The organism is Macellibacteroides fermentans (genome assembly GCF_013409575.1).
GTDB classification, from domain to species: domain Bacteria; phylum Bacteroidota; class Bacteroidia; order Bacteroidales; family Tannerellaceae; genus Macellibacteroides; species Macellibacteroides fermentans.
Map to the genome: position 1 here is coordinate 1,191,230 of NZ_JACCCY010000001.1, position 12,979 is coordinate 1,204,208.

General features: G+C 42.8%; 11 protein-coding genes. 3 read left to right on the plus strand and 8 right to left on the minus strand.

Annotated elements, in window-relative coordinates:
- Positions 1-34: 34 nt before the first annotated feature.
- The 3 genes from F5613_RS05040 to F5613_RS05050 form a co-directional block, all read right to left on the minus strand.
- Positions 35-952, minus strand: coding sequence for a dihydrodipicolinate synthase family protein (locus tag F5613_RS05040; protein ID WP_079683390.1), 918 nt, complete (start codon positions 950-952; stop codon positions 35-37).
- Positions 953-1,211: 259 nt separating this feature from the next.
- On the minus strand, positions 1,212-2,417 hold the full coding sequence (locus tag F5613_RS05045) for an ROK family transcriptional regulator (RefSeq protein ID WP_179398907.1): 1,206 nt from the start codon (positions 2,415-2,417) through the stop codon (positions 1,212-1,214).
- 44 nt (positions 2,418-2,461) lie between these two features.
- The gene (locus tag F5613_RS05050) at positions 2,462-3,172 is read right to left on the minus strand and encodes an MBL fold metallo-hydrolase (RefSeq protein WP_394353441.1); all 711 of its coding nucleotides are present in this window, start codon (positions 3,170-3,172) and stop codon (positions 2,462-2,464) included.
- A gap of 185 nt (positions 3,173-3,357) precedes the next feature.
- Between F5613_RS05050 and F5613_RS05055 the strand changes: the two genes are divergently transcribed.
- The 3 genes from F5613_RS05055 to ygiD all read left to right on the plus strand — a co-directional run bounded on the left by F5613_RS05055 (position 3,358) and on the right by ygiD (position 5,831).
- Entirely contained in the window at positions 3,358-4,194 is an 837-nt protein-coding gene (locus tag F5613_RS05055) for a helix-turn-helix domain-containing protein (protein WP_179398909.1), read from the plus strand.
- Positions 4,195-4,289: 95 nt separating this feature from the next.
- Positions 4,290-4,943, plus strand: coding sequence for a YceI family protein (locus tag F5613_RS05060; protein WP_179398910.1), 654 nt, complete (start codon positions 4,290-4,292; stop codon positions 4,941-4,943).
- Between the two features lie 45 nt (positions 4,944-4,988).
- A complete protein-coding gene (gene ygiD, locus F5613_RS05065; protein WP_179398911.1) occupies positions 4,989-5,831 on the plus strand; it encodes a 4,5-DOPA-extradiol-dioxygenase in 843 nt (280 codons plus the stop codon).
- A 395-nt stretch (positions 5,832-6,226) separates the two neighbouring features.
- Here ygiD and F5613_RS05070 read toward each other — a convergent pair whose 3' ends face one another.
- The 5 genes from F5613_RS05070 to F5613_RS05090 all read right to left on the minus strand — a co-directional run.
- Positions 6,227-7,420: a proline dehydrogenase family protein gene (locus tag F5613_RS05070; RefSeq protein ID WP_079683960.1), complete on the minus strand. Its 1,194-nt coding sequence runs from the start codon at positions 7,418-7,420 to the stop codon at positions 6,227-6,229.
- Between the two features lie 27 nt (positions 7,421-7,447).
- Complete coding sequence (gene pruA, locus F5613_RS05075; protein WP_179398912.1) at positions 7,448-9,079, minus strand: L-glutamate gamma-semialdehyde dehydrogenase; 1,632 nt, start codon at positions 9,077-9,079, stop codon at positions 7,448-7,450.
- Positions 9,080-9,210: 131 nt separating this feature from the next.
- The gene (locus tag F5613_RS05080; RefSeq protein ID WP_079683958.1) at positions 9,211-9,717 is read right to left on the minus strand and encodes a flavodoxin; all 507 of its coding nucleotides are present in this window, start codon (positions 9,715-9,717) and stop codon (positions 9,211-9,213) included.
- A 53-nt stretch (positions 9,718-9,770) separates the two neighbouring features.
- Positions 9,771-11,804 carry an alpha-ketoacid dehydrogenase subunit alpha/beta gene (locus F5613_RS05085; protein WP_179398913.1) on the minus strand — a complete coding sequence of 678 codons (2,034 nt, stop codon included), beginning with the start codon at positions 11,802-11,804 and terminating at the stop codon, positions 9,771-9,773.
- A gap of 40 nt (positions 11,805-11,844) precedes the next feature.
- Positions 11,845-12,979, minus strand: a 1,135-nt coding sequence (locus F5613_RS05090) for a dihydrolipoamide acetyltransferase family protein (protein ID WP_179398914.1), incomplete at its 5' end; no start/stop codon positions are given.

Here is a 12,979-nt window from a genome sequence, read left to right on the forward strand (position 1 = left end):
TTGCGGCGTTAGATTATATCAAGTCTGAATAATATCAGAATTTATTACATCTTTCAAAGAAGTTTATCGCTTCCAATTCTGATTTCATAGCTGCCTCTTCAGCATCGGTCATATTCTGGAACGGAGTTCTGTTTTTGCCAAGATCAAGACCGATAAGCTTCATAATTCTTTTACCTCCAACAATATTACCCCTATAATTACATATAACATTGATAACATCCTGTGAGAAGTTCTGACATTCGCGAGCGCGCTCCAAATCTCCTTTTTCCCAAGCATCGATAATTTCGACCAATACACGTCCGTTGTAATTCGTAGTACCGCCAATACCACCCTGAGCTCCACCCATGGCTAATGCTGGCAGAATAGTTTCATCCTGACCGTGCAACATATCGAACTTACCATTATTATATAAGCGGCATTGATTGTATTCATAAATACTCTCAAAAGTATATTTAATACCTGCAAAATTAGGAATACGACCATCTACTGCCTTCAAAAAAGGAAGCATTGGCAAAAAGACGCCACTAAGAGCGGGGATATGATAAAAATAAAAAGGTAATGCAGGAGCTCCACAGGCAATCTCTTCACAATATTTCACCAACTCCTCTACTCTTCCGGCTTTAGGGAAAGGAGAAGCCATAGCTCCGATACCCCAAGCTCCGATTTCCTGCGCATGAGCGGCCAATTTATTGCTCATTTTAACACATGTGCTTCCTACATGTACAATCACCTTAAAATCTTTTGGAGAAACTTCCATCCATCTTTCGGCCAGTTTAATGCGCTCATCTTCTGTGAGCATATAACCTTCACCCGACGACCCATTAATAAAAACACCTTTTAAACCATTGTTTGCCAACAATTTTGCATACGCTTCAATAGGTTCATAGTTTACCTCTCCATTTTCATAAAACGGAGTAAATGGAGCATTAATCAGACCTTTTATTTTTTCCATAATTTTATTTTTATGAGATTATTATCTTACTTATACAGCTAAACAAATATTCAATTTTAAATACAATGCAAACTTAAATAAAATATTTTAATATCAAATCTCTATTTAATGAATTTTAGACAATAATAACATAATAAACTCGTGTACGCATCGAATTTTCCACACCTAACCTTTTCTAAATAAAAAAGAGAAGCTACAAACTGTATAACTTCTCTTTTTTTTATAATAAGGCTATTATAAAAACATACGAAAGCAATGCTTAAATCATTCCTAAAATTTTTCCCCTCGAAAGCAGGCAGGCTCCTAACACCCCTGCATGATCACCTAGTTTTGAAATTTTAATTTCCGTATCCTGGTTAACCAGATTCAACGAGTATTTACGCACAGCACTTTTAATCGGCAGGCGGATATACTCATCTGTAAGTGAAATACCTCCGCCAAGAATAACCAATTCCGGATTGAAAATATTCATTAATCCGGCGATTGCTTTTCCAAGATTAGTCCCGATATGTTCCAGAATTTCGATAGACAACACATCCTCTTTTTGAATCGCATCGATTAAATCATTTAGCGTTATTTCTGCTCCGCTATTTATTTTATCGGCTAAAATGGTACTGCTACCCTCTTTATATCGTTCAATCAACATTCTATGAAGCGCAGATCCTGATGCTTCGGTTTCAAGACATCCTTTTTTGCCGCAATGACAAATTATTTCATTGTCGTACAAACAGAAATGGCCAAATTCTCCTGAAAATCCGGATTTTCCGTAATATAGTTTACCATCCAGAATAATACCTACACCCAATCCCCAGCTAATATTTACAAAAATCAAATTTTTCTCTCCCTTTACGGCACCTTTCATATACTCGCCATATGCCATTGCACGGGTATCATTCTCGATGTAGACCTTAAGTTTAAGGCGCTCTTCAATTATTAAGGAAAGAGGCTTTTCTTCAAAATAGAAGAAACTATAGCTATAACCGGATATAGGGTTTACACGTCCTGTAATATTAATACCTACAGATAGAATCTTATCACGTGAAACCTTCAGCGAACCAATAAATTCGTCGATGATAATACATAGATTCTCCAAGGCTGCCGGAGTGTTCTCCAAAGTAAAAGGCACCTCATCTTCCAGCGAGATAAATTTTCCTTTGAAATCTACCGCAGCAATATTGATCGAGTCTCTGCGCACATCCACTCCGATAAAATAACCAGATTCCGGATTAAGTCCATATATGTTTGGTTTACGGCCTCCACTGGTTTCCTGTTTACCAAAATCAAGTATATACCCCTCTTCCAGCAACTCACCAACCAGTTTAGTTACCGTAGGAATACTCAGATCCATTTCTTTGCAAAGATCGGCAATGGTTGCATCACCATTTGCAATATAATAATGTATAATCTTCTTCTTAAGAGCGGCTGTACGATTGCCTTCCACGGCAATCAAAAAATCTGTACTCATATTTATTTTTTACATTTACAATAGGTTAATAGAATATTGAATATTTATTGAAGCTGTTTGATACGTACATCGATTGACTTATCGGAAGCCAGTCGTTTTTTCAATTGGGTAACATCCGTATCTCCGTAATGATAGGGATACAAAATTCGGGGGTTAATCATCCGGGCTGCATTTACGGCTTGTTCGATCGTCATTGTATAAGGTTGGTTAACCGGAATAAAAGCAATATCGATATCACCCAAGGTAGCCATTTCCGGAATATCTTCCGTATCGCCGGCCACATAGATACGCATACCTCCAAGGGTTAAAATATATCCGTTGTCACGGTGTTTAGGATGATACATCTCTCTTCCGGGGGTTGTGTTATATGCTGGAACAGCCTCCAGGGTAAGGTAATCTGCAGGAGTAAGTTTATCTCCATTTTTCATGACAGATCCTTTATCCAGAATTTTAACAGAAGACTCGTTGGCTATCAACACCGTACCCTCCTTCACTGTCTGATCAACCGCTTTTTTATCCAGATGATCACCGTGTTCGTGGGTGATAAGAAGTATGTCGGCCTTAGGTAGTTTTGAATAATCGGCATAAGATGATACCGGATCAATTTGAATTACAGCATCCCTGTAGGTCAGCATAAGAGTTCCGTGCTTAATAAAGTGAATTGACAACTCATACCCCTCTTTAGTCTTGAAAGAGTCCTTCTCGAATGGAGATGCCTGAATCCATGTTACACATAAAAGGCAACAAAGCAGCATATAAATTTTCCCACACATAATAACAGACATTTGGTTTGTATATAACTAGAGAGACTTTCCAACAAAGATATATAATTAACCATTAATTATACAAAAGAATCAAGAAAAACCTCAAATAATTAAATACTTTTGTATATATTACCGGTCAAAATGTAATTATTTTAAGTTTATTAATCAACTGTAATATGGAAAGATTGTTCAACATCAGTCCGTTTTCTGCCAGTCTGGAGAAGCAATTACCCGACTTTTTATCTGAGCCGCACGCTCACGACATGGAAGAGCTTGTAATCTGCCTGCAGGGAAAGATTGAACATTTTATAAATTTTAAATCCACCATCTACAACGCACCGCTTATCAGCTACGTAACCAAAGGGAAAAGTCACCGTATTACATTTTTGCACGACAACGAGTTAAATTATCCGCAAGGTTGGATCTTCCGCTTTAAAAGCGAATTTATTCCGGAATCGCGCTTCCAGCTGTATGCCGGTTACCACGAATATGCCACCATTGAGCTGGCCGAAAACAAACACTTCACTCAAATAATTAAACTTTGTGAAATCATGTACGAAATTGCAAGTCAGGAAGTACCGGACTATGCCATACTTCGCAGCCTGCTTAGCTCACTCTTTATCATGATTGAGTCCGAACGGAAGAAATCTGCCTCAATGAAAATGGACCAGCCCTGTTCGCAGCATATCACATTCCGTACATTTCTGCAGATTCTAGAAGATAATTTCCGTCGGGATGTAAATGTTGACTTCTACGCAGAAAAATTAAACATGTCGTCGCGCAATCTTAATATTATATGTCAGAATATCCTTCAAAAAAGTGTATCCGAAATAATCGAGACCCGAAAGCTTACAGAAGCAAAAGAGCTATTGATGAATAGTGAAAAAACGATTGCAGAGATTGGCTTCGAGCTAGGTTATAATGAGAAATCCTATTTCTCGAATGTATTCAAAAAGAAGGCCGGAGTAACGCCCAGCGAGTTCAGAAATGAAATGAGCAAGCTTATTTCCTGAATTTACAACACATTTTCCGAAAACTATTACCCACCCCCCTGTTAAATAGCCGAACTTTGCAGCATCAAATAAATTAAAAACCAAAAAGAAGTAAAATGAAAGCTTATTATTTATTAGCAGCAGTGGCTCTGTTTATCGCCACATCATGTTCAAGCAAGTCGGGTAACAAAGTGGATGCATCAGATGCAAAAGAAGCAACGGCAAATGTTGGCAGTCAAAAATTAGTTGTAGATACATTAGCCTCGACAGTGGCCTGGAAAGGTTACAAACCCGGAGGAAGTCATCACGGAACATTAGGCATCAAACAAGGAGAATTATCGGTTGAAAACGGCGAACTGGTATCCGGAACATTTACCCTTGACATGAATAAGATTTTATGTGAAGACCTGACCGATGCAAAGATGAACGAACAACTGGTAGGTCACCTTAAGAGTGCTGATTTCTTTGATGTTGCTAAATATCCAGAGGGTAAGTTTACGATTACAACAGTTGAAAAACTAAATGACGGTGTCAATTCTCATAGAATCAGTGGCAATCTTGAATTAAAAGGTGTATCAAAAAACATCACTTTCGATGCGAATGTTACCAACGAAGGTACAAGCTACAAGGCTACCACGGCTACTTTTACAATTGACCGTACCCAATGGGGCGTTAATTACGGATCCAAAAATATCTTTAAAGATCTGAAAGATTCATTCATCAATGATGATATGGAAGTTACCATTACAATAGTCGCTAATGCCGAATAATTTTCGAACCAGCGCAGAATTAAGAAACTGCAAAACAGAACAATCATGATTACGCTTGATAGTTTACAATCGGATTTCAATAAAATAAAAAGCACAGAGCAAATGCCTGTGCTTTTTATTGGTCACGGTAGCCCGATGAATGCCATAGAACTAAATGAATTTTCTCAACAATGGAGCATTCTGGGGAAGAATCTTCCGCAACCTTCGGCCATCTTGTGTATATCCGCCCACTGGGAGACCAGAGGAACACAGGTAACGGCAATGAAGCGTCCGGACACGATACACGATTTCGGCGGATTTCCTCAGGCACTATTTGATGTAAACTATCCTGCCAACGGCTCTCCGGAACTGGCCGCACAAATTGCTCACGAATTTCAGAATAAAAAAGTAGGACTTAACATGGACTGGGGGATCGATCATGGATGCTGGAGTATTCTGGTGCATCTGTACCCCGAGGCCAACATTCCGGTATTGCAATTAAGTCTGGATTACACCATGGGGGCTGAAGCCCATTTTAAACTGGCTGAGGAATTGGCATTCCTCAGAAACAAAGGCGTATTGATAATCGGGAGCGGCAACATTATCCATAACCTGCGGCAAGTAAGGTTCGGCAGGTCTTTCGGGTTAGAGGATTATGGATACGATTGGGCCATTGAGATGACAGACATCATCAAAAATAAAATTCTTCTGGAAGATTACGATGCCTTGATAAATTACGAAAAACTAAGTAACGCATCCCGGCTGGCAATACCCACAACCGATCATTACTATCCGCTGCTTTACGCATTGGCATTGCGTGGAAACAAAGATAATGTGACATTCTTCAACGATAAGATACTAGGCGGATCTATCGGCATGACCTCTCTTTTGATTGATTCGCAGCAGTAAAACAACCTATTTGTTCCCTATTGCGCATTCTGGTGACACCAGGATGCGCAATAGGGAACATTAAAAATATAGCTCCTTTGGTTGGATAAAATTCTAAGGTACTTTCTACTTCAAAACTCATTAGAAATGATTCAAAAAGTATATACTTTTTGGTTAAAAAGTACCGACAATTTTTCCCTTAAGTATAATTTATTTTTGACTTAAGTAAAATAAAAATTTCACTTAAGGGAAAAATAAACTTCCCTTAAGTGAAAATTATTGGCTCCACATCGCCTTGACTTTTACTAAATTAAGTAGACACTTTTTGATTCTTTAAACTGAGAAACCAGACATATCAGAGATGATTCTACTGAAAGTCTAGACACTTTCACAAAATCCATCCTAAAGGACCCGACTTATGAGGGATTAGCAACAGCAGATCGCTTTTGTTTACGTCTGTCCAACTCCCGTTCTATCATCCGAAGTTCTCTACCAGTCTGTCCGGCCATAGAGGTATTTTCCTCTGCACGACGTATCAGGTAGGGCAACACTTTTTTTACAGGAGCATAAGGCACATACTTGGCTACACAGTAACCGGCATTGGCCAGGTTAAACGAAATATTATCGCTCATTCCATACAGCTGGGCAAAAAAGATACGTGTATCGTTTGGTTGTATCCCCTTTTTAGCCATCAGCTCGGCCAGATATAAATTACTGTATTCATTGTGCGTACCGCTAAACAGTTCCATACAATCGATATGGTCCACAACAAAAGCAAGACCTGCGTTGTAGTTATCGTCGGTAGCCTGCTTGTCTTTGCAGATTGGATCCGGATATCCCATCTCGCTGGCCCTGGCTCGTTCGGCTTCCATGTAGGCACCGCGTACAAATTTAATTCCGGCTATGTAATTATATTTCCGGCTGTCGTCCCATATCTTCTGCAAATAGGGCATCCGATCGTGACGATACATCTGCAATGTAGCAAATACAATGGCGCGTTTGCTATTAAACAAACGCATCGCCTCTTCCGTTAGCCGGTCGATAGCATCCTGAAAACAATAATCTTCGGCATCCACCAGAATACGTACATCGTTTTTGTAAGCACGTTCGCATAAAGACATAAAGCGTTTCCTGAATCTGGCAAACTCTTTCGCCTCAGCAGCCGTAAGAGTCTCCGGCTTTTCGGAAGCTTTGGCAAGAAGTTCATCAGTAACCATAGCCGAAGGTTTAAAAACCGTATAGGCGATGGTAGGATTGTTCCGGGCAAAATCGATGGAACGAAGTGTCTCTTCGTAACTATACCGGATATCCTGTTCACTTTGTCCGCCCTCGGCAGAATAATCCAGAATAGATTTTACATTGAACTTTTGGAGCTGCTCCATAGAGCGTGTACAGTCTTTCAGGGTTTCTCCCCCCACAAACTGTTTGAACAAGGTAGGCTTTACTGCCCAGGCCACCGGGAAATTGATTCCCAGGGCCAGTTGAGCAAGACCTTTGCCACACTTTACAATAAACGGTTGTTTTATGGCACGAAACAAGCAGTCGGCATTCCGTAAATCGGCATCCGATTTATGCGAAAAGGCAATTTCAGTATTAGAAAAGTCAAGCATGTTATTAGATTTTAAGATCGGTCGTTTTTATTTTTCGCCAAGAAACGGATAACCGTAATGCGTTGGCGAAACATAGGTCTCCTTGATGGTACGCGGGTTGGTCCACCGAACCAGGTTCAATGGTCCGCCGGCTTTGTCGTTTGTACCCGAAGCTCTTGATCCCCCAAACGGTTGTTGTGCAATTACTGCACCTGTAGGTTTGTCGTTTATATAGAAATTGCCTGCAGAATAACGGAGCAATTTAAAGGCTTTATCGATTGCGTAGCGGTCGCGGGCAAAGATAGATCCGGTAAGGCCGTACGGTGAAGTTCTGTCGCAGAGCGCCAAAGTCTCCTCGTATTGACTTTCATCGTAAACATAGATAGTGATAACCGGACCAAAAATCTCTTCCGTCATTGTTTTAAAGGTAGGATCGGTTGTTACAATCACAGTAGGTTCGATGTAATATCCTTCGGTTTTATCTCCGTTACCTCCAAAAAGAACGGTGGCATCGGGCGATTGTTTGGCGTAGTTGATGTAATCCATGATATTGTCGAAAGAGGCCTCGTCGATAACCGCATTTACAAAGTTGGTGAAATCGGTTACATCTCCCATCCGGATGGATTGAAGCATCGCACCTACCCGCTCTTTCACGTTTGCCCATAGGCAAGAAGGAATATAGGCACGCGACGCTGCAGAACATTTCTGTCCCTGATATTCGAAAGCACCGCGCACAATGGCTGTTGCCACATCTTCGGCGGGGGCGGAAGCATGTACAAAGATAAAGTTCTTTCCTCCGGTTTCGCCTACAATGCGGGGATAAGATTTATAGGTTCCAAGATTCTCTCCGATAGCACGCCAAAGGGTGTTGAAGGTTCCGGTAGAGCCGGTAAAGTGGAATCCGGCTAAATCGGGACTCTGGGTTACAACCTTCCCTATTACGCTACCCTGACCGGGAATAAAATTTACCACACCGTCGGGTAATCCGGCTTCGTGGAAGATTTTCATCAAAATATAGTTGGAATATATGGCGGTTGTAGATGGTTTCCAGACCGCGGTATTACCCATCATGGCCGGAGCCAGGTTGAGGTTGGAGGCTATAGAGGTAAAATTGAACGGAGTGAGCGTGAAAACAAAACCTTCGAGGGCCCGGTATTCCATACGGTTAAGAATACCTGTATCCGAGTAAGGCTGATCGGCATAAATCTGTCCGGCATAGAAAGCGCTGAATCGTAAAAAATCGATCAGCTCGCAAGGTGCATCGATCTCGGCCTGCATCGGATTTTTACTTTGGCCCAACATCACCGAGGCATTCACGGCGTACCGGTACTTGGTAGAAATAAGTTCGGCAATGCGCATCATAACCGAAGCTCTCTCCACCCAGGGCAGATCCGACCATTCCTTCTGCGCTTTTACGGCTGCATCGATAGCCATTTGCACCTCTTTAGGACCGGCTTTATGATACGTAGCCAATACATGTTTATGATTATGAGGCATCACCACCTTGCCGGTATCTCCGGTCCGGATCTCTTTACCTCCGATGATAAGGGGAATGTCCCATTGTTCGGATGAAAGCTGACCGAGCATCTGTTTCAGGGCAATTTTTTCGGCTGTGCCGGGAGCATAACTTTTTACAGGTTCATTGATCGGTTTGGCAAATCTGAAAATAGCATTATCCATTGTAAAAGATTTTTTGAGGTTACATAATGTCGTAAACTTAGCAAAATAATCTGAAACACAATGGAGATGGCATCTAAAAAAAATCGTCCGAAGGGAATATTTCTGCATTACCACTCCGGACGATCTTATCCTTAATTAAACTCTTTTCTGAGTTGTTCCACCCAATCCTTTATACGTTGATGGGTTTGACTGGACTGATTCTCTATATCAATGGCCAATCCGAGGAATTGTCCGTCCCTCAACGCCCGCGACTGTTCAAAAAGATATCCTTCGGTGGATGTTTTTCCTACCAGTGTAGCTCCGGAAGAAACCATAAAATCTGCCAGAATACCAATCCCATCCACAAAGTTTTCGGGATAATTTACCTGATCTCCCAGTCCGAATACGGCAACTTTCTTCCCCTTCAATACCAGCGAATCAAGTTCGGGCACCAGTTCATCCCAGTAGGAAGGCAATTCGCCGTCGAACCAGGTGGCAGCTCCCACAATCAGGTTGTCGTATTGCTCGAACTCCTTTCCGGCGGCACTTTCAACAGATACCACATCGATCTCCGCATCTCCGAATGCCTCTTTAATCTCTTTGGCAACCAAAGCGGTCTTAACCGTATTGGTTCCATAAAACATTCCTATTTTCTTCATAATCTATCTTTTGTAGTCATTAATTACTTGTTGAACAAATATACTCAATGCTCTCAATAAGCCAGCAGATCGCTGGCAGCCTTGTATATACGGTCAGCATCGGGCAAAATTGCCTTTTCGAGAACAGGATGGAAACCAACCGGAGTAAAGACGGATCCAACGCGTTGAATCGGGGCATCCAGGTGTTGGAATAATTCGGTTCCGATGGTAGCAGCCAGCTCAGCTCCAAAGCCTGAGAAGACTTTATCTTCGTGAACGATCAGCACTTTGCTGGTTTTCTTTACGGATTCGAAAATTGTCTCCTTGTCCAGCGGTATCAACGATCGCAAATCGATCACCTCGCAATTGGCCACTTTATCGTTAGCCAGGCGTTCGGCAACCTTGAGACACAAATGAGTGGTATTACCATACGTGATAATTGTTAAATCGCTGCCGCTTCTGCGTATACGGGCTTTCCCGAATGGTACTTCAAAATCATCGGGAACAACGCAGGCAGCATCCAATGAATTATACAGAGCCTTGGGTTCCAGAAATAGCGTAAAACCTTTAGATCGCATGCTGGTGCGGAGCAATCCGGCGGCATCATCGGCAAACGAAGGATATACGATACGGGCACCGGGCAAAGTAGACAAGGCTCCTTCCAGGTTCTGCGAATGGTAGATACCACCTCCGATATATCCTCCCGAAGCCAGACGTAAAGTTACATTCGGAACAAACTGTCCGTTACTCCGCCAGTAGTCGTGCGTACATTCTACATACTGTTCGATTGCCGGCCAGAAATAATCAGCAAATTCGGCTCCTTCAATCACAATACGTATTTTGGGATCGAAGCGGCTCATTCCGTTGGCTGTACCAACAATAAAATCTTCTGCAATCGGTGCGTTAAAGACCCGTGAGATCCCAAACTCCTGCTGCATCCCCTTGGTTACGTTAAAAACGCCTCCCTTTTCTTTGTTTGCAACATCCTGCCCCCATAAGAAAGTATCCGGATTGTAGCGGAATTCTGCTTTGAGGGTTTCGTTGATGGCAGTAACCAGATTTACCTTCTCGCCTTCTTTCTGATGTGTGCCGTCCGGATATTTTTCCGCCTTGTATGGTTCCGGCATCACAAAATCAAATACGGTTGAAGGATCCGGATCCGGAGCGGCAATCGCCTTTTTATGGGCAGCCGATAATTCCTTTTTAGATTCTTCCTGAATCTTGACCAACTCCTCTTCCGTAAAACGGTTGTAGCGAATCAGCAGACGATGAAATTTGTGCAATGGATCGGCAGCTTTTACATACGAAAGCTCTTCTTCATCACGATAAAGTACATGCTTATCTGAGTTTGAGTGTGAACCGATACGTACACAGTTTGCATGCACAATAACCGGACAATGGGTTCTTACTGCATATTCGTGAGCTTCGGTCATCGCATTCATTGAGTCGAAAACATCCTTTCCGTTGCAATAGATTATCTTCAGATTCTTGAATCCGGTAAAGTTGGCCGCCACCTTACGGTTGGCCGTCTGGTCTTTCTTTGGCACCGAAATACCATAACCATTGTCTTGTATTACAAATATGACAGGGAGTTGCTCCTTGCTGGCACCGTTGATAGCCTCGTATACATACCCTTCGGAGGTAGAAGCCTCACCGTGGGAAGTAATCACCACTCCTTTGTGACCGTAATACACCATTGCCCGTGCCACCCCAACGGCATGCAGATCATGATTACCGGTGGCCGAAGATACGTTTTGGATGTTCCATTCCGGTTTGGCAAAGTGGTTGGACATATGTCTTCCGCCACTGGCCGGGTCGGTCGCTTTGGATAAACCGTTCAGGATAATCTCCTCGGCTGTTAGGCCGGCAGATAAAACCGTAAGCATATCTCTGTAATAGGGGAACATGAAGTCCATATTTTTCCTGAACACCTGTCCCATTGCCAGCTGAATACCGTCATGTCCGGCATAAGGGGCATGGTATGACCAGCCCAGCGACTGAAGTAAATAGGCCGGAGCCTTCTCGTCGATGGCCCGACCGAGCGTCATCAGGTGGAACCACTTCTTTAGCATTTCCTTATCGGTTGTTTTTATATCGAATTTATTCATCTTTATTTGTTTATTATTTTACCACAGTTTTATATTCGAATCAGGCTTCCCATGCCTCCAGGTAATCGGCCACACGTTTAAGGAATGCACCTCCCAGCGATCCGTCTATAATGCGATGGTCGTACGACAGGGATAAATACATCTTGTGGCGGATTGCTATTACATCGCCTTCGGGAGTTTCAACCACGGCCGGCTTCTTTTCTATATAACCTACAGCAAGGATCGCAACTTCGGGCTGGTTGATGATAGGCGTACCGAAGATGTTCTTGAACGAACCAAAGTTGGTGATCGTAAAAGTACCTCCCTGAATATCGTCTGCCGACAGTTTATTGGCCCTTGCCTTCAGTGCCAGCGAATCGATAGAGTGTGCAAGACCGCTCAGACTCAACCTGTCGGAATTATGAATTACTGGAACAATCAGGTTACCATCATTAAGTGATACAGCGATACCTACATTGATATTCTTTTTCAAAATTACATTGTATCCGTCCACCGAAGCATTTACCTGCGGGAATTCGATCAGCGCCTTGGATACAGCTTCTACAAAGGCCGGCATGTAAGTGAGGTTGATACCTTCCTGACGTTTGAAATCGTCTTTATGCTTGTCGCGCCAACGTACCAGCTTGGTAACATCAACTTCGATTACGGTTGTTACGTGTGGAGAGATTCTCTTTGATTCCACCATCCGGTCGGCTATAATCCGTCTCACGAAGTTCATCTCTTTCACCTCATCTCCAGCGCCTACAGGAACAGACGGTGCTGTTTTTGCCGGAGCAGCGGGTGCGGCAGTTGTACCAGGTTTGCTTTCCTGCGGAACAGCCACCTTTTGTTCCGACGCTGTTTTTGTCTCCTTTCGCGCTACCGATGTCTTGCCGCTCTGCTTGATCTCGATATAATCTTTGATGTCTTTTTTACTTAGACGGCCTTCAAATCCGGTTCCGGGAATGCGATTCAATTCGTCTTGCTGTATGCCGGCCTCATTTGCCAGACGCAAAACAACCGGCGAATACCAACGGTCGGCCACGGGGGCTTCCGTATGTTGGGCAGGAACTGGCTCTGCCGACTCCTTATTAGCTGTATTCTGGTCATCTGTGGAAACAGAATCATCGGTCTCTCCCTCCAGCAATACAAGCGCTACAACAGCTCCCACCGGTGCAGTTTCTCCCTCCTGAACG

Coding starts and splice junctions, on each gene's coding strand:
- ygiD (WP_179398911.1), top strand. CDS start 4,989: ATGATTACGCTTGATAGTTTACAATCGGATTTCAATAAAATAAAAAGC.
- F5613_RS05060 (WP_179398910.1), top strand. CDS start 4,290: ATGAAAGCTTATTATTTATTAGCAGCAGTGGCTCTGTTTATCGCCACA.
- F5613_RS05040 (WP_079683390.1), bottom strand. CDS start 952: ATGGAAAAAATAAAAGGTCTGATTAATGCTCCATTTACTCCGTTTTAT.
- F5613_RS05080 (WP_079683958.1), bottom strand. CDS start 9,717: ATGAAGAAAATAGGAATGTTTTATGGAACCAATACGGTTAAGACCGCT.
- F5613_RS05045 (WP_179398907.1), bottom strand. CDS start 2,417: ATGAGTACAGATTTTTTGATTGCCGTGGAAGGCAATCGTACAGCCGCT.
- F5613_RS05050 (WP_394353441.1), bottom strand. CDS start 3,172: ATGCTGCTTTGTTGCCTTTTATGTGTAACATGGATTCAGGCATCTCCA.
- F5613_RS05070 (WP_079683960.1), bottom strand. CDS start 7,420: ATGCTTGACTTTTCTAATACTGAAATTGCCTTTTCGCATAAATCGGAT.
- pruA (WP_179398912.1), bottom strand. CDS start 9,079: ATGGATAATGCTATTTTCAGATTTGCCAAACCGATCAATGAACCTGTA.
- F5613_RS05055 (WP_179398909.1), top strand. CDS start 3,358: ATGGAAAGATTGTTCAACATCAGTCCGTTTTCTGCCAGTCTGGAGAAG.
- F5613_RS05085 (WP_179398913.1), bottom strand. CDS start 11,804: ATGAATAAATTCGATATAAAAACAACCGATAAGGAAATGCTAAAGAAG.